This window comes from Mucilaginibacter aquatilis (genome assembly GCF_009755275.1).
GTDB lineage: Bacteria > Bacteroidota > Bacteroidia > Sphingobacteriales > Sphingobacteriaceae > Mucilaginibacter > Mucilaginibacter aquatilis.
This window is the reverse complement of the sequence record NZ_WQLA01000001.1, coordinates 66440-83414: the sequence shown is the minus strand read 5'-3', so window position 1 is coordinate 83414 and position 16975 is coordinate 66440. Positions and strand designations below refer to the sequence as shown.

Genomic DNA, 16975 nt, shown 5'->3' with positions numbered 1-16975 from the left:
GATCCGATTTCCCTTACTCATTTACACCGTACAGGTAGGGCTGCATTTTAGCACACGAGCAATTTGCAGTATCAGTCACACCTAATTTTTTCAGGAAGAACTGATAAAACTTTATTCGGTCTTTCATGCTGTAATTATCTTCCCCCTTGTTGCACTCCACTTCGCCATTAACAATGTTAATGGTCATACCAAAGCCTGGTGCCCGGCCTTTGGCTTTGTCGGCGGCTTTAGGCTGCCAAACGCCAATCATTACATCATGTGCCGATGGTTTGTGCGTTTGTGGCGTCATCCAAAAATAAATGGCGGTTTTAAAAGCAAGTACAGCATCGGTTTCAATCAAGTCGGGGTTTTTAAGCAAAATGTTATGGTCGCCCAAAATACAGTCGCCGGCATAACCATAATTTCCATTGTAACTCAATTGAACCGGGCCACGGCCATAGTATTTTTTGCCGGCAACAGGAGGGTACTCATCATTTTCGGCAATGTAAGCTGATGATGTGTTTTTTTCATGTATGTACATCAATCCATCGGTAAATGTATCATCTTCGCCACCACGGGTTTCATGTGCTATGTGCGCAAAAAATGCAGCCAATTCTTTTTTATTTAAAGTGGCATCCTTCTCGTTGCAAAATTTGCTGTAATCAACTTCATAAGTGCTGTCGGGCTTCATTTTTTTAGCCCAGTCTTCATTCCAGTCAACATCCTGGCGCACAACTGCGCTTTTTCCGGTAGAACGGTCAGTTCTTACAATCTGGTAAACAGAGGTTGCCCGGCGGGTAACTTTTATTTTAATTTGCCCCAACTCTTCGAAGGCCTTTTTGAAGGCGCTGTAAGTGTAAAACTTATTACGTTGAGGAAATAGTTCGTTAAACTGTTTTTCGGTAATAAGCTTACTGGCAACTGGTGCTTCATAAACCGGTTGCTGTGGTACATATTCCTTTTTATTCTGTGCCGATTTATCAGTATTACTACAGCTTAAACATAACAAAGCTATCGACGCAGCAGCTACAGATAAGTTTTTTGTGTACTGAAAATATTTGGTGTTTTTTTGTTGAAACCTCATATATGAAGATTGTATTTTATGTAAACATCAAAAATTATTCATATTGCATCAAATCATTATTAAATAATTTATAACAACTAATTAATGAAGATATATACTAAAACCGGCGATAAAGGTTTTACCGGACTTATAGGAGGTACGCGTGTTACCAAAGCACATATACGTATAGAAAGCTATGGTACGGTTGATGAGCTTAATGCTTACCTGGGGTTGATTACCGATCAGGATATTGCCAGCGAACATAAACAATTTATAAAGACAATTCAGGATACCTTGTTTACAGTAGGTGCCTCGCTTGCTGCCGACCCTGATAAACCGCACCGTATGTTGCCCGACCTTACCGACAGTGATGTATTAATGCTGGAAGAAAAAATGGACGAAATGGAAAAACAATTGCCTCCGCTAAAACATTTCATACTTCCGGGTGGTAATAACGCTATATCATTTTGCCATGTGGCGCGCTGCATTTGCCGCCGCGCCGAACGCATAGTGGTTAAGCTAAGTGAAGAAAGTTTGGTTGATGAATTGGTAATAGTGTACCTGAACCGTTTGAGTGATTACCTTTTTGTGCTGGCCCGAAAAATTGGCAGTGAACATGAAATTGCTGAAAACAAATGGCTTCCAAAAACGTAGAACTTTTGAAAAAATAATTTGATAAACCAATCGTAAATACTATATTTTTGCAAAAATTGGAATTTAACCCAAATCATAAATAATAAACATATGTACTGGACCCTTGAACTGGCTTCACATCTGGAAGATGCACCATGGCCTGCTACTAAAGACGAGTTGATTGATTACGCTATCCGTTCGGGTGCACCTGTGGAGGTAATTGAAAATTTGCAAGCTTTGGAAGATGATGGTGAGCCTTATGAAAACATCGAAGAAATCTGGCCCGATTATCCTACCAAGGATGACTTCTTCTTTAACGAAGACGAATATTAAAATGATTTAAAACCTGCAATAACGTAGGTTTTTTTATTTTATTACAACAATTCGGAATTGCGTTGGTTATTTAATCAAACAAATACATTATCTAACTAAAAAACACATCACTATGAGAGGCTTATTGTATATCATTGCCGTTATCCTGATTATCGGTTGGTTATTAGGCGCATTCGTTTATAACGTAGGCGGTTTAATTCACATCTTAATTGTTATTGCTGTAATAGCTTTACTATTAGGCATCATCCGCAGGGCATAACTTATTTTACTTTAACAAGTAAGTCTGAGCCGTTTGTACTTTGTGCAAACGGCTTTTTTTATTATTAACTTATTGCTTTAACAATAATTCTGCAATGGCTATATCTTCCGGGAAAGTAATTTTGAAGTTTTGATAGCTGCCTTCAACAATGTGAACGGTATGGCCGGCGTGTTCGGCTACGCTGGCATCGTCGGTAAAGTTCTCGTGGTACGGATGCTCGTATGAAGCTTTAAGAAGCGATGCTTTGAAGGTTTGAGGGGTTTGCACCAGGTATATTTCATCACGCACAAGGCTTTGCGTAAAAGGTCCTTTAACCTGCCTTACCGAATCTCTGCTTTTCACTGCTACAACTACGGCCCCTTGTATGCCGGCCTGCTTGTATGCTGCATCAATAATGCTTGGGGCAGTGAGCGGTCGTACGGCATCGTGCACTGCTACTAGTGCATCATCGGGTACTAACTTCAATCCATTTTTAACAGAGTGAAAACGGGTAGGGCCGCCGCTTACTAACTCGTGGGGTATTGTAAAGGCATGTTGGCTGCATAACTGTGCCCAGTAATCATGATGGCTATCGGGCAGTACCACTATCAAATTAGGGGTATACTGGCTTTTTCTAAATGCTAGCAAGGTATGCATTAATACGGGTAAGCCGTTTACAGGTAGAAATTGCTTAGGCACTGCCGATTGCATGCGCGTTCCCGAACCTCCGGCAACAATGATAGCATAGCTCTTTTGAACTGTATGATGTAAGTTGTGCGTGGTATGAGGAGCAGCGTGTAGCATGGCATCAAATATGCCAAAAAAGATAATGAATAAAAAACGCCGTGCATAAGCACAGCGTTTTCATATTAAGACAGTAACATAGTTTTTAACTATGAGCTTACTATATAATTAACATGGCATCACCATAGCTGTAAAAGCGGTATTTTTCTTTTACGGCAATTTCATATGCATTCATTACATGCTCATAACCACCAAAGGCACAAATCATCATCAACAGGGTTGATTCAGGTGTGTGAAAATTTGTAATCATTGAGTTGGCAATGCTAAATTCATACGGAGGGAAGATAAACTTGCTGGTCCAGTCGTTAGCAGATTTTAACGTTTTGTTAGCCGAAACCGCCGACTCGATGGTGCGCATTGAAGTGGTACCAACAGCACAGATGCGTTTTTTGCGCTCAATACCACGGTTTACAATATCAGCTTGTTTTTGCTCTATAATAAATTGCTCCGAATCCATTTTGTGCTTGGTAAGGTCTTCAACCTCCACCTGGCGGAAGGTGCCTAAACCAACGTGTAATGTTACCTCGGCAAACTCAACACCTTTTAGCTCCAGGCGTTTCATTAACTCACGGCTAAAGTGCAAACCTGCAGTAGGAGCAGCAACTGCACCTTCGTTTTTAGCAAAAATAGTTTGGTAACGCTCTTTATCGTCGGCGGTAGCTTTACGTTTAATGTATTTAGGAAGCGGAGTTTCACCTAAAATTTCAACGTTACGGCGAAACTCTTCGTCGGTTCCATCAAATAAAAAGCGAATGGTACGGCCACGTGAGGTAGTATTGTCAACTACCTCGGCAACCAACAGGTCATCGTCGCCAAAGTATAACTTGTTACCAACACGAATTTTACGAGCCGGATCAACCAAAACGTCCCAAAGGCGTAGCTCTTTATTAAGCTCGCGCAGTAGAAAAACCTCAATAGTAGCACCGGTTTTTTCCTTGTTGCCGTACATACGGGCAGGGAATACTTTGGTGTTATTAAGGATCATAACATCCTGATCGTCAAAGTAATCCAAAACATCCTTAAATATCTTGTGCTCAATTTTACCAGAGTCGCGGTGCAACACCATCAGGCGAGATTCATCACGAACGTCAGACGGGTTGTGAGCAATCAATGATTCGGGAAGATTGAACTTAAATTGAGATAATTTCATATTTTATACAAATAGAATTTTAGGGCGCAAATGTACGCATTTATTTATGTATATGTCAACGTTTTAAGCGTTGCATTGTGTCGGAGCAAAGTAAATTAAAAAGTTAAACGCTTAAAATGCCATTATAGGATGGTATAAATAAGAAAACCGGATATCGCATCCGGTTTTCTAAATCTAATAATTTACTTATGAAAACAACAACCCAAGATTGTTGCTTCAGTTACAAAAATATTCTTTAAAGTTTTATAAGTCAAGTTTTTTAACATTTAGTTACTCGTATCACATCGTAACTTTCTTGTTAACGAAAGGTATTTTTAGGCATATTTGTGCTTTATACCGCTAAAATGAACATTAAAGTTATCGCATTTGACGCCGATGATACGCTTTGGGTTAATGAGCCTTACTTCAGGCAAACCGAGGAGAAGTTTTGCAGCCTGTTTAGTGAATTTATGCCTCACCACAGTTTGGAACGTGAACTTTTAAAGACAGAAATAAACAATCTCAGTCTTTACGGTTATGGCATCAAAGGCTTTGTACTTTCAATGGTTGAAACTGCGCTCAGCGTAACTGCCGGGCAAATAAGCGTAGAAGCTATCGGCCGTATATTGAATCTTGGAAAGGAGATGCTTAACCAGCCCATTGAGTTAATTGATGGTGTTGAGGAAGTGCTTCAATCTTTACAAAACAGGTACCGGCTGGTGGTTGCCACAAAAGGCGATTTGTTAGATCAGGAACGCAAATTGAAGAAATCCGGTTTAAGCGGTTATTTCCATCACATTGAAGTAATGTCTGAAAAAGACGATGCCAGTTATCTTAAACTGGTTAAGCATCTGGATATTCAACCCCATGAATTGCTTATGATTGGTAACTCACTTAAGTCTGACATTATACCGGTACTTAACATAGGTGCGCATGCGGTACATGTGCCTTTTCACATTACCTGGGTGCACGAGATGGTGGAGAGCCAGGTTGAGCATCCTAACTTCAAAAGCGTTAATTCGATTACCGAAATTTTACAATATCTCAATTCATGAAACACATACTTGACCTTGATAAATGGCCGCGTAAGCAACACTTTGAATTTTTTCAGCAATTTGAAGAGCCTTTTTACGGTGTAACGGTGAACGTTGATTTAACTCTGGCATATGAGCATGCAAAGTCTGCAGGAATTTCATTATTCATTTACTATTTGTACCAGGCATTAGGAGCTGCAAACATGGTTACGCCGTTTCGCTACCGTATAGAAGATGATGAAGTGGTAGTATATGATGAGGTGCATGCTTCGGCAACCATTAACAGGCCTGATAGTACATTTGGCTTTTCACATATTAATTATCATCCGTCGTTTGAAAGGTTTTTAGAGGGCGCCGAATTGGAAATTGCGCGGGTACAAAGCACAACTGAATTGTTTCCCCCAAGCGGAGGAAACGATGTATTGCATTTTTCGGCCTTGCCATGGATCAACTTTACGTCCCTCTCACATGCACGCTCGTTTAGCCGGAACGATAGTGTACCTAAGGTGAGTTTTGGTCGCATAACCGATATTGAGGGTCAAAAAATTATGGCGGTGTCTATCCACGTGCATCATGCACTAATGGACGGCCTGCATGTTGGACAGTACATACAGGTGTATCAGGATTTGCTTAACGGCGGTCTTTAGTATCAATGACTTAAAACTTAAGTGAATGCATAGCCAAATTATGCATCCACTTAAGTTCCAGTATTTTGTTCTTATTCGCTTCTTAAGCTTTTAACCGGGTTGGCAAGTGCAGCCTTAACAGTTTGCATACTCATTGTGATTAGTGCTATTGAAACAGTGAGTAGTATAGCCCCGCCAAATATCCACCAGCTAATTGGTGTGTGATAGGCAAAGCGCTGCAACCACTGATGCATAGCGTACCAGCCAAGAGGCAACGAAATAATAAACGCTATCACAATCAGTTTCACAAAATCGGCGCTTAAAAGCGTTACAATTTGGGTTACCGAAGCACCTAAAACTTTGCGAACGCCAATTTCTTTTATGCGTTGGTTGGTACTATGTATAGCCAAACCTAACAAGCCCATGCAGCTTATTAGTACTGATAGCGCGGTTGCCCAGTTAAGTAATTTAGCGGTGTCTTGTTCGGCTTTATAAAACCTTGCTACGCTCTCATCAATAAAGGTGTAGCTAAATTCTTCATCCGGATACAATTGTTTAAATATATCTTGCATTTGCTCAATTGACTTTGACCACGACTTGCCTTGTTGTGGCTGTAATGCAACGTGTACATTGTTATAGTTCATACGATTGTTTAGAATGACGGCTACGGGTTTTATGGCTGTGTGTAATGATTTTTGATAAAAATCTCTTACCACGCCAACCACGGGTACTTTTTTATCATTATAATCAATCATAACTCCGGTAGCTTTGCGGGCATCTTTAAAGCCTAATGTATGCGCATAAGTTTCATTGATAACAAATGTTTTTGAAGCACTGTCACGCGGTTCTAGTTTTCTGCCTGCCAATAAGCGGAGCTGATATACATCAATATAATTTTCATCGCCGTTTTTAAGAAACACCTCAGTCTCTGTTTCCTTCTTACCATCTTTATATTGCATATAGCTGCTCCAGGTACCGCTTGCCGATGGGGCAGGGCCGCCCACCGCAACCAGTTTCACCTGTGGCAGCGCCTGGATTTTTTTGGCTAATAGTTCCTTTTTATTTGATGCTGATTGTTTCCAGGGGGTGCTTATGTATAATATGGCATCTTTTGAAAAGCCAAGATCTTTACTTAATACATAACTAATTTGGCTGCCAACCATCAGCGTAGCCATAATGAAAAACTGGGCTATTACAAATTGAGTAACTGTAAGCGTTTTGCGTAAGTAAGTACCGCGGGTTTTGCCATTTGCCTCATGCCCTTTCAACACGTGTACTGGTTTAAAGGATGACAGCATAATAGCTGGGTACAAGCCTGAGGCAAGTGTTATGACAATGATCAATGCAAATACAAATAAAAATACCTCGCGTGTAAAAAGCATGCTGTAAGAAATTTCTTTGGGAATAAAATCACCAAAGAGTTGCAGCAGGTAGTAAGCTATTAATGCCGATATTAACGTTGCAATAACGGTAAGAACAAATGTTTCGGTCAAAAATTGCCCTATAAGCTGCTGCCTTGTACCACCAATTGTTTTACGTACACCAATTTCTTTAGAGCGCTGTACAGATTGAGCCGTAGTAAGATTAATAAAGTTTATACAACCCAGCGCAAGCAAAAATGCTGCTACACCAAGCAAACTGTACAACACGGTTTTATTAGCCTGGCGTCCGTCAAAAGCATCATACCTGCTATTAAAATGTATATCGTTTAAAGGCTGTAAATCAAACTCATGAGTTTGGCCTGAGCTACTGTACTTCTTGTCACGGTTTTTTTCATATAGCGCATTAATTTGTTTTTTGATGAGCGCTATTGATGCATCTTTTCTTACCTTTATAAGGAGCTGATTTGATGAAGATGTGTTTCCCCAATTTGAGTTGGTGTATTCTTCAATCATGCGTTTATGCGTGTCCGCCGTTTTCAAACTTATAAAGTCGTGAAAAACAAAGTCGGTTTTTACCTGCAGGTCTTCTACAATGCCCGCAACTGTGGTGCGCAAGGTATCTTCATAAGTTACCTGCTTGCCCATCATGGCTGCGTAGCTCAAATGCGGAAAATATAGTTTAGCCTGTTTGGCAGTAAGGACTACCTGGTTTGGAGCCTTAAACGCCTGAGCCTGCGAGCCGGCCAACCATTTGTAATTTAGCAGGTCAAAGTATGAGCCATCGGTAACGACAATATGCTGCTGCTTTTTTATGGTTTTAGGAGTACCGTTAGCACTGTCAACAGTTATTTTTCCTTCATAGCCATAACCGTAAAAAGGAGCAACCACATCAACGCCGGTTACCCCGGCCTTTACAGCAGGACCTAAGGGAACCGGTACGCCCGAATTATAATTGTCTTCGCCCTGGTATGAAAAGTTTGATACTACCCTGTAAATACGTTCATCATCTGCCTGCAGTTTGTTAAAACTAAAATCGTAACTTACTATCAGATAAATAACCATAGCAGCACTTATGCCTATGGCTAAACCAATAACATTTATAACACTAAATACCTTTTGCTTCAGTAAGCTCCGTATTGCAGTTTTTAAGTAGTTTTTAAACATGGTGTAGGGTTAACGTTATACAAAATATATGATAACATTATGCCAAGTATGTATTTGTTTGATTGTCAGATATATAAGTTTCGTTTGATACTGTTAGCGTTCGATAGCGTACACCTGTTGTTCGCTCCCGGCACGCTATTTTACCTTCTCAAAGACAAATGGTACGTTTTTTAATTTATAGCCTTTTGCTTTTAATAACGTAATTAAGCCATCTTTTCCGCCTAAATGGCCGCTGCCAACTGCTATCATCGTACTTTGCTTGCCTAAAACCTTATCTATGCGGTTGGCCATAGTTATATTACGTTTTACCAATAACGCTTCGTTAAAACTGGCGTCAATAGGTGCATTGTTATTTAATTCTGTTAAAAGGTTTTCAATGTCTTGCTTAACGTAAATTTCAGTAAGTTTTTTGACAAGCTCGTCGGCTGTAGTATAGCTTTTAATAAACTCTTGCATCATTTGTACTTGCTTGGCAATTGATACCGCATCTAAGGCCTGCATTTGTTCGGCAACGGTTTCCAGGCCGCCTACACTATCATTTAAAGCAACTGCACGTTTTTGCATTTCCATATCAATGGTAACGGCTTTGCCATTGTTAAGCAGGAGGGTTGTTAAAAATAACGGTTTAAATTTATACAGCATTGGCCCCATACCCTGCATCATGGGTGAGGTTTTTGTAATCTCTTTTAGTTTGGCCAAAGTGGTTGCGTCAAATAAGTTATCAAGTTGCTGTGTGCTGTCTTTAATCATAATGTAGGGCAGCATTTCGGCAGGGTTAATTTTACTGAAGTCAAGCTCAAAATAAACTTTTTTGGTTTGGGTAAGCTTATTCATCACCGCATCGGGTAGGCGATAAAGGGTAGTATCGAACAGATGAATGGTACCGAAAAGGTAAGTTGGTTGGGCGATGTTTTTACCGGTTATTTGCCAAAGCAATCCCTTTTGTTGTGCATGAGCACTGGCCGAAAGCAATAATGCGGTAGTAAGGCAAAAGAGCTTACTGATAAGGTTTAAGTGTTTCATTTGAGTTGGTTTATATATTATACACCATGGTTGCTGTATAGGCGTAAAATATACATTTAAGGTAAAAAAATGTATGGTGATGCACTAGCAAGGGCAAATTCTTACCAAATAGCAATACTTTTATTACTTTTGGTTTTAATGCTTACCAATACAAATCATACCCTTGAAAAGCTTGAAAACTTGTTGAAGGCTGCCGAGTACAAAGTAAGGTACGAAAAGGGTAACTTTAAAACTAATGCCTGCCTGTTGCAAAACAGCCGCATGATTGTGGTAAATAAGTTTTCAAACCTCGAAAGTAAGATACAAGCCGTAACCGAGCTGATAAGGCAGTTGGAGATTGATGTAAAGCAGCTTGACGATAAGCAATTAGGATTATTAAATCAAATTAAACAAACCGAACTGGAGCTGTGATTATTACTTTTTTAGGAACAGGAACATCACAGGGCGTACCCATCATCGCCTGCGATTGCGAGGTGTGTACCTCCACTGATAAGCATGATAAACGCTTACGCAGCTCTATTATGATTGAAGCGGAGGGAAAGGTTATTGTTATTGATAGCGGACCTGATTTTCGTTACCAAATGCTGCGCGAAGGCGTAAAGCACCTGGATGCAATTATATATACTCATGAGCATAAAGATCATACCGCTGGCTTGGATGATGTAAGGGCATTTAACTTTGTTCAGCAGGCTCCGATGGACATTTATGCAACCGATAGGGTGCAGCAATCACTTAAGCAGGAGTTTGCTTATATTTTTGCTTCATTTAAATACCCGGGTATACCGCAGCTTAACCTGCATACCATAAGTGACCAACCATTTAATGTTGGCCTGGTAAATTTTATACCTATTGAGGTAATGCATTACCGCTTACAGGTGCTTGGCTTCCGTATAGGTGATTTTACATATATAACTGATGCTAAAACGATAGCACCGGCTGAGGTTGAAAAAATTAAAGGCACAAAAGTTTTAGTTATAAACGCATTGCAAAAACAGCCGCATATATCGCACTTTACTTTTGATGAAGCTATTGCTTTCGCTAAAATGATTGGTGCCGAAGAGACTTATTTTACGCACATAAGTCATAGGTTGGGCAAATATGCCGATGTATCACAAGAATTGCCTGAAGGGGTTAAGCTTGCCTATGATGGACTTAAGATAACCTGCTAATCAGTACAATGTGTAAGTACCTTAGTTACTTCGTATTGTTGAAGTATCAGTAGGGGCATGCCATTTCGTTTTCCCTCTCCGTGCCACCGGTGCTCTTGGCATTTTTGCACTTAAAAAAAATCCCTACATTGCGCCATCTACATTTTTATGGAAAACACAGACGTGCTTATCATTGGAGCAGGTGCTGCGGGTTTAATGGCGGCTTATACTTTAAGTAAGGCCGGCAAAAAGGTTGTTGTACTTGAAGCCTGCAACCGCACCGGCGGGCGTATACATACGCTCCACAACGCATCATTTTTTAATCATGCCGAGCTAGGCGCCGAATTTGTACATGGCGACCTGCCTGTTACTTCTGACTTATTGAAAAAGGCTCAGCTTACTTATCACGCTGCTAGCGGGCAAATGTGGCATTACAGCAATGGGCAGTTTAAGCAAGAAAATGATATCACTGAGGGCTGGGATGAGCTTATTGAACAACTGCATAACCTTGAGCATGACTTACCGCTCAATGAATTCTTACAACAATACTTTCCTGATGAATCACATCAAAAGCTATGTGAATCGGTTAGGCGGTATGCAGCAGGGTATGACACTGCCGACCCTGAAAAGCTCAGCGCTTTTGCCATGCGCAATGAATGGGAGAGTGAAGATGATAGCGCACAATACCGTATTGATAACGGCTATTGTTCACTTATCAATTATTTGACCGGAGAAATAAAGCATTCAGGTGGTCAGATATTTTTAAACGCAGCAGTAAACCAGGTTACCTGGAATACCGGAACGGTTAACATAATAACTACTGATGGCGATACTTACGAAGCCGAAAAAGTAATTCTTGCTATTCCACTTGGTGTATGGCAAGCTTCACCAAAGGCAAAGGGTAAAATTACAATACAGCCCGAAATACCTAACCATTACGCCGCTTTACAAAAGCTTGGCTTTGGGTCCATAGTTAAAATACTCTTACAGTTTGATGAAGCCTTTTGGGAAAATGTTGATGTGAGTGCTCCACTCGGAGGAAAGCTTGATAATGCAATGTTTTTATTCTCTGATGAAAAGGTACCTACATGGTGGACACAGTTACCTCAGCATTCATCGTTACTTACGGGTTGGTTAGGCGGGCCCGCCGCTGTAAAACTTAGCGGTTATACAAATCAGCAAATAATGCATGAGGCCGTTGCTTCGCTTGCGCATATATTTAACTATGACGTGGAAGTGCTTAAGGATAAGCTCCTGACATGGCATGTAGCGAATTGGACAGCTGAACCCTATGTATACGGGTCTTACGCCTACGATACTGTACATACAACCGAAAGCCTAAAGCTGCTGAACAAACCGATTGATAGCACACTTTATTTTGCTGGTGAATTTATGTATCAAGGCCCATCAATGGGAACCGTAGAAGCTGCATTAACAAGCGGGCGTGATGTTGCAGAGCATATGCTTTTATAACCTTGAGGTTACTGGAGAAGTGAGCATTCGACATGCAATGAGGCGAAAGCATAGAACTATTGATTAGATATAGCTTAGTCATCAGTTAAATCTTATCCAAGCATTTAAAAATGGTGTATTGTCATCTCAATGTCTTTGCCCGGCAACAATGGCTTTACAATAGCATGAACGCATGTATATGTTTTAAATTCCTTTTAAAACGGACTACATTTGCCTGTCTCTATTGTAATTTCCCTACCTGATGTTTAGCAAAATATCAATCTATTTAAGCTTTTGTACTTTAGGCTTAGTTGCTGCCTTAAATGTGAATGCACAAGACATTGTGGCCTTAAGCATGAAAGAAGCTGTGCAACTTGGCGTAGATAATCATCCGGCTATAAAGGCAAAAAAAAATCAGCTTGGCTCATCAAAAGCTTATTTGAAGGAAACAAAAGCCGAATATTTACCCGACCTTAATTTTTCGGCTCAAAATGCTTACGGAACTATTAACGGACAGAATGGTCCGCTGATTGGCTACCGTGGCCTGGCTGTTTCATCATCGGGGCCGGCATTGCCAAATCAAAGCTGGAATGCTGCATTCGGTGCGCTGTATCTCACCAACGTAAACTGGGATTTTTTTGCTTTTGGTCGTGCTATGGAGCGCATAAAAGTGCAAAAGCAAATTGTTAACCGTGATGAAGCCGACTTAGGTCAGCAGGAGTTTCAGCATAAGGTTCGCATAGCTGCAGCTTACCTCAATGTGCTGGCCGGGCAACGCCTGGTTAAGGTACAACAGGATAATCTTAACCGTACGCAGGAAATACGAAAAGTAATAGTAGCGCGTGTTAAAAATGGGCTTAACCCGGGTGTTGATTCTTCGTTAGCTAACACAGAGGTTTCCAACGCTAAAATCCAGCTTACCAACGCACAGCAAAATGAGCAGGAGCAGGTCAACCAACTTTCGCAATACCTGGGCTATGCAAATCCCCCTCGAGATTTTTCGCTCGATAGTACCTTTTTAGTGCGTAACCCCATGATGCCTGATAAGCAGGCATCAGTTGCACAGGGAGCCCACCCGGTTTTACAGTACTATAAAGATCGTATACAAGTAAGTGACGAACAGGCAAGGTATCAGAAAACCTTTGCTCTGCCTACATTTTCATTCGTAGGTACATTACAGGGCAGGGGGTCGGGCTTTACGCTTGCTCCCGCTATTAACACCCCGGTTGCACATACAGGAAGTTATATTGATGCTATTAATCCAACACGCTATAACTATTTGGTGGGCATAGCAACTTCGTGGAATTTCAGCAGCCTGTTTCGTACCAAATATCAGGTGCAATCACAAAGGTTAATATCAAGGCAATACCAGGATGAGTATGATTTAGTTGACCAGCAGCTACGTAACCAACAGGTACTTGCCAATACTCGTATAAGCAACGCACTGAAAAACGCGGCCGAAGCACCAGGACAAATACGCTCGGCAAATGAAGCATATTTGCAAAAAACAACGCTGTATAAAAACGGCTTAGCCACCATAACAGATTTTCAGCAGGCATTGTACACACTTTACCGGGCCGAAACCAGCAATTACATTGCCTATAACAATGTTTGGCAGGCACTGCTATTTAAGGCTGCCTCAACCGGCGATTTTGACGTTTTTATAAATAATTTTTAAGCTAACATCTGCCACACATAAATGGGACTCATAAGATTTGCACTTCGTAAACCCATCACCATACTTGTATTAGTTGCCGGCCTGTTCTTTTTTGGGCTAAATGCTATACGCAGTATTAAAATTGATATTTTCCCCGACTTAAATTTGCCGGTAATTTATGTGTCGCATCCGTATGGTGGTTACACACCTACGCAAATGGAATCATATTTCGGCAAGCAGTATGTTAACCTCTTGCTATATGTATCAGGCGTAAAAAGTATCGAGACGCGTAATATTCAAGGCTTAACGCTTATTAAATTATCGTTTTACGAAGGTACTAACATGGCGCAGGCCGCCGCCGAGGTATCAGCTTATACCAACCGTGCCCAGGCCATATTTCCGCCTGGTTCGCAGCCGCCGTTTATTTTACGTTTTGATGCCTCTACCTTACCGGTTGGTCAGTTGGTTTTAACCAGTCCTAAGCGTACCAATAATGAATTGCTTGATTTGGCTAACGTTTACGTACGTTCGTCATTTACATCCGTTCCGGGCTTGGTGTCTCCCGCACCGTTTGGTGGTAACACTCGTACGGTGGTGGTAAAGGTAGATCCTACTTTGCTGCGTTCGCACAACTTAACGCCCGACCAAATTGTTACCTCAATACGGGAGAACAACCTTAATTCACCCGCAGGTAACGTACGCATAGGTGATTACAATTATCTCACACCGGCTAATACTTCAATGAAAGCCGTAAAAGATTTTGGTGACATTCCGCTTTATCGTAATAACATCCAAACCGTATTTTTAAAAGATGTAGCCACCGTAGAAGATGGTGCCGACATCACCAGTAGTTATGCCTTGGTTAACGGCAAACGTTCGGTTTACTTGCCCATAACCAAATCGGCCGATGCCTCTACCTGGGAAGTGGTGCAGAACCTGAAAAAAGCTATTCCGCGTTTTCAGGCATTGCTACCCGAGGATGTGCAGCTTTCATACGTGTTTGATCAATCAACCTACGTAATTAACGCTGTTAAAAGTTTAGCCGAGGAAGGTGCCATAGGCGCTATACTTACGGGCTTAATGGTTTTATTGTTTTTGGGCGACAGGAGAGGAGCGCTTATTGTTATCCTTACTATACCAGCATCAATTGTGTCGGGTATACTGTTTTTAAAGCTATTTGGTCAAACCATTAACATCATGACGCTAAGCGGCTTGTCGCTCGCCATAGGTATTCTGGTAGATGAATCAACTGTTACCATCGAAAACATTCACCAGCACTTTGCCATGGGCAAACCTAAGGCTTTGGCTATATGGGATGCCTGTAAGGAAATCGCTTTCCCCAAGCTGCTTATCCTCTTCTGTATATTGGCGGTATTTGCGCCGGCTTTTACCATGACGGGTATTCCGGGCGCGTTGTTCCTGCCCCTTGCGCTGGCCATTGGCTTTTCCATGATTACATCGTACTTTTTAGCGCAAACATTTGTGCCCATCATGGCCAACTGGCTAATGAAAAACGATCATGAAAATCCAGCATATAGTCGTGGCGAAGAAGACGAACATGAAATGAAGGAAGCCTCGGCAAGGCATGCCTTGCAGGAACATGGTGTTAAAGAAAGCAAATTTGACAAATTCAGGCACTGGTTTATGCGTTGTATGGATGCCATGCTACCAAAAAGCAAGTGGATTGTAAGCCTTTATATTTTAGTGGCGGGTGGTTTAGCTGTACTAATGTTCAACGTGATTGGCCGTGATGTATTGCCAAAGGTTGAGTCGGGCACGTTTCAAATGCGTTTACGCTTGCCCGATGGCACCCGTTTAGAACGTACAGAAATGGCAACCGTAGAAGCGCTTAAAATATTAAGTAAGGTTGTTGGCAAAGATAAGATATCGGTAACGTCGGCTTTTGTAGGTCAGCACCCTTCACAGTTCTCAACCAGCCCCATTTACCTGTTTATGGCCGGGCCACAGGAAGCTGTAATTCAAGCCGCATTGACAGAAGAGTATGAAGGCTCGCTTGACGGCCTAAAAGAAAAGTTGCGGCGTGAGGTTAAAAGGAGTATTCCAAATGCTAAAATATCTTTTGAGCCAATTGACCTTACCGACAAAATTTTAAGCCAGGGATCGCCAACACCTGTTGAGGTGGCTATTACTAGCAAGAACAAAAAGCAAAATGTGGCGTACGCTTACAAAGTGCTACGCGAGTTAAAAAAAATAAAGTACCTGCGTGATGTGCAAATTGCGCAATCGTTCAAGTATCCGGCAATAAATATTAATATTGATAGAGCCCGTGCTGCACAGTTGGGCGTTGGGATTGGCGAAATATCACGCTCGTTAACTGCCTCTACATCGTCATCACGCTTTACCGAAAAAAATGTTTGGCTCGACGAAAAAGTAGGTTTAAGTTATAACGTGCAGGTTCAGGTGCCTGAATATCAAATGGCCAGTGTTAATGATATCAAGGAAATTCCGGTTATGGCTAACCAGCGCCGCCCGGTATTGAGCGACGTTGCAACCGTTAAAGTAGATACCACTTATGGCGAAAACGATAACATCGGTGCAATTCCTACGCTGTCGGTAACGGCAAATCTTGATAATAAAGACTTGGGCAGTGCCTTGGGTGAGGTAAAAGAAGTAATTAAAAACCTGGGCGAACTGCCACGCGGTTTAACCATTGAGCCACGCGGTTTAGGTCAAACTCTTGATGATACTTTGGGTAGTTTGCAAAGCGGCTTGTTGGTTGCTATTGTGGTTATTTTCTTAATGCTTACCGCCAACTTCCAGTCCTTTAAAGTTTCACTGGTGGTGTTATCAACCGTTCCGGCAGTTATATTGGGCTCATTATTGCTGGTTTGGGGTACAGGGGCTACGCTCAACCTGCAATCATACATGGGTATGATTATGGCGGTTGGTGTGGCTATATCCAACTCGGTGTTGTTAATTACCAATGCCGAGGAGTTGCGTATGGTTAATGGCAATGCCTTAAAATCAGCTCGCGAATCAGTGGCTTTAAGGTTACGCCCAATTTTAATGACCAGTTTAGCCATGATTGTAGGTATGATACCTATGGCATCGGGGCTTGGCGAGGGCGGCGATCAAACATCACCCTTGGGACGTGCGGTTATAGGCGGACTTATTTTTTCAACCTTTGCCTCGCTAATCATACTTCCGCTGGTATTTGCGTGGGTTCAAGGAAAAACCACTACACAGTCTGTATCGCTTGACCCTGAAGATTCGGAAAGCAAGTATTATGTACCAGAATATGTTCCGGCGCGTGATGCCGAATAACCGAGCTGCTGAATTAATAATAGAT

15 protein-coding genes are annotated in these 16975 nt (G+C 41.5%); 10 read left to right on the top strand and 5 right to left on the bottom strand.

The annotated features are described in order from the left end of the window. Window positions 1-13: 13 nt before the first annotated feature. Window positions 14-1063, bottom strand: a complete 1050-nt coding sequence (locus GO816_RS00420; protein WP_157539383.1) for a chitinase — start codon at window positions 1061-1063, stop codon at window positions 14-16. Between the two features lie 84 nt (window positions 1064-1147). Here GO816_RS00420 and GO816_RS00415 point away from each other — a divergent pair, with 84 nt between their 5' ends. The 3 genes from GO816_RS00415 (at window position 1148) to GO816_RS00405 (ending at window position 2267) form a co-directional block, all read left to right on the top strand. Next, window positions 1148-1696 carry a cob(I)yrinic acid a,c-diamide adenosyltransferase gene (locus GO816_RS00415; protein WP_157539382.1) on the top strand — a complete coding sequence of 183 codons (549 nt, stop codon included), beginning with the start codon at window positions 1148-1150 and terminating at the stop codon, window positions 1694-1696. A 90-nt stretch (window positions 1697-1786) separates the two neighbouring features. Further along, window positions 1787-2008, top strand: a complete 222-nt coding sequence (locus GO816_RS00410) for a DUF2795 domain-containing protein (protein WP_002996718.1) — start codon at window positions 1787-1789, stop codon at window positions 2006-2008. A gap of 112 nt (window positions 2009-2120) precedes the next feature. Beyond that, window positions 2121-2267 (top strand): lmo0937 family membrane protein, encoded by a 147-nt coding sequence (locus GO816_RS00405; protein WP_157539381.1) that lies wholly within the window; start codon window positions 2121-2123, stop codon window positions 2265-2267. A 69-nt stretch (window positions 2268-2336) separates the two neighbouring features. On the opposite strand, the gene GO816_RS00400 is transcribed toward GO816_RS00405, so the two are convergent. Together GO816_RS00400 and queA are read right to left on the bottom strand one after the other, a co-directional pair. Then, window positions 2337-3050 (bottom strand): 2-C-methyl-D-erythritol 4-phosphate cytidylyltransferase, encoded by a 714-nt coding sequence (locus tag GO816_RS00400; protein WP_157539380.1) that lies wholly within the window; start codon window positions 3048-3050, stop codon window positions 2337-2339. 100 nt (window positions 3051-3150) lie between these two features. After that, entirely contained in the window at window positions 3151-4200 is a 1050-nt protein-coding gene (queA, locus tag GO816_RS00395; protein ID WP_157539379.1) for a tRNA preQ1(34) S-adenosylmethionine ribosyltransferase-isomerase QueA, read from the bottom strand. Between the two features lie 344 nt (window positions 4201-4544). Here queA and GO816_RS00390 point away from each other — a divergent pair, with 344 nt between their 5' ends. Next, the gene (locus tag GO816_RS00390) at window positions 4545-5234 is read left to right on the top strand and encodes an HAD family hydrolase (RefSeq protein ID WP_157539378.1); all 690 of its coding nucleotides are present in this window, start codon (window positions 4545-4547) and stop codon (window positions 5232-5234) included. Next, window positions 5231-5860, top strand: a complete 630-nt coding sequence (locus tag GO816_RS00385) for a chloramphenicol acetyltransferase (protein ID WP_157539377.1) — start codon at window positions 5231-5233, stop codon at window positions 5858-5860. Before GO816_RS00390 ends, GO816_RS00385 begins: the two co-directional genes overlap by 4 nt. Before the next feature lie 71 nt (window positions 5861-5931). Here GO816_RS00385 and GO816_RS00380 read toward each other — a convergent pair whose 3' ends face one another. Together GO816_RS00380 and GO816_RS00375 are read right to left on the bottom strand one after the other, a co-directional pair. Beyond that, entirely contained in the window at window positions 5932-8385 is a 2454-nt protein-coding gene (locus tag GO816_RS00380) for an ABC transporter permease (protein WP_157539376.1), read from the bottom strand. 135 nt (window positions 8386-8520) lie between these two features. Beyond that, window positions 8521-9408 (bottom strand): TraB/GumN family protein, encoded by an 888-nt coding sequence (locus GO816_RS00375; protein WP_157539375.1) that lies wholly within the window; start codon window positions 9406-9408, stop codon window positions 8521-8523. Window positions 9409-9546: 138 nt separating this feature from the next. On the opposite strand from GO816_RS00375, the gene GO816_RS00370 reads away from it, so the two are divergent. The 5 genes from GO816_RS00370 to GO816_RS00350 all read left to right on the top strand — a co-directional run bounded on the left by GO816_RS00370 (window position 9547) and on the right by GO816_RS00350 (window position 16950). Beyond that, window positions 9547-9819, top strand: coding sequence for a hypothetical protein (locus tag GO816_RS00370; RefSeq protein ID WP_157539374.1), 273 nt, complete (start codon window positions 9547-9549; stop codon window positions 9817-9819). After that, the gene (locus GO816_RS00365; protein ID WP_317163563.1) at window positions 9816-10577 is read left to right on the top strand and encodes an MBL fold metallo-hydrolase; all 762 of its coding nucleotides are present in this window, start codon (window positions 9816-9818) and stop codon (window positions 10575-10577) included. The genes GO816_RS00370 and GO816_RS00365 overlap by 4 nt, the downstream gene beginning before the upstream one ends. Window positions 10578-10724: 147 nt before the next feature. Next, the gene (locus GO816_RS00360; protein WP_157539373.1) at window positions 10725-12029 is read left to right on the top strand and encodes a flavin monoamine oxidase family protein; all 1305 of its coding nucleotides are present in this window, start codon (window positions 10725-10727) and stop codon (window positions 12027-12029) included. A 241-nt stretch (window positions 12030-12270) separates the two neighbouring features. Further along, the gene (locus tag GO816_RS00355; protein ID WP_157539372.1) at window positions 12271-13686 is read left to right on the top strand and encodes a TolC family protein; all 1416 of its coding nucleotides are present in this window, start codon (window positions 12271-12273) and stop codon (window positions 13684-13686) included. Between the two features lie 21 nt (window positions 13687-13707). Then, on the top strand, window positions 13708-16950 hold the full coding sequence (locus GO816_RS00350; protein WP_157539371.1) for an efflux RND transporter permease subunit: 3243 nt from the start codon (window positions 13708-13710) through the stop codon (window positions 16948-16950). Window positions 16951-16975 lie beyond the last annotated feature (25 nt).

Coding starts and splice junctions, on each gene's coding strand:
- GO816_RS00355 (WP_157539372.1), top strand. CDS start 12,271: ATGTTTAGCAAAATATCAATCTATTTAAGCTTTTGTACTTTAGGCTTA.
- GO816_RS00420 (WP_157539383.1), bottom strand. CDS start 1,063: ATGAGGTTTCAACAAAAAAACACCAAATATTTTCAGTACACAAAAAAC.
- GO816_RS00385 (WP_157539377.1), top strand. CDS start 5,231: ATGAAACACATACTTGACCTTGATAAATGGCCGCGTAAGCAACACTTT.
- GO816_RS00400 (WP_157539380.1), bottom strand. CDS start 3,050: ATGCTACACGCTGCTCCTCATACCACGCACAACTTACATCATACAGTT.
- GO816_RS00360 (WP_157539373.1), top strand. CDS start 10,725: ATGGAAAACACAGACGTGCTTATCATTGGAGCAGGTGCTGCGGGTTTA.
- GO816_RS00410 (WP_002996718.1), top strand. CDS start 1,787: ATGTACTGGACCCTTGAACTGGCTTCACATCTGGAAGATGCACCATGG.
- GO816_RS00375 (WP_157539375.1), bottom strand. CDS start 9,408: ATGAAACACTTAAACCTTATCAGTAAGCTCTTTTGCCTTACTACCGCA.
- GO816_RS00390 (WP_157539378.1), top strand. CDS start 4,545: ATGAACATTAAAGTTATCGCATTTGACGCCGATGATACGCTTTGGGTT.
- GO816_RS00380 (WP_157539376.1), bottom strand. CDS start 8,385: ATGTTTAAAAACTACTTAAAAACTGCAATACGGAGCTTACTGAAGCAA.
- GO816_RS00370 (WP_157539374.1), top strand. CDS start 9,547: ATGCTTACCAATACAAATCATACCCTTGAAAAGCTTGAAAACTTGTTG.
- queA (WP_157539379.1), bottom strand. CDS start 4,200: ATGAAATTATCTCAATTTAAGTTCAATCTTCCCGAATCATTGATTGCT.
- GO816_RS00415 (WP_157539382.1), top strand. CDS start 1,148: ATGAAGATATATACTAAAACCGGCGATAAAGGTTTTACCGGACTTATA.
- GO816_RS00350 (WP_157539371.1), top strand. CDS start 13,708: ATGGGACTCATAAGATTTGCACTTCGTAAACCCATCACCATACTTGTA.
- GO816_RS00405 (WP_157539381.1), top strand. CDS start 2,121: ATGAGAGGCTTATTGTATATCATTGCCGTTATCCTGATTATCGGTTGG.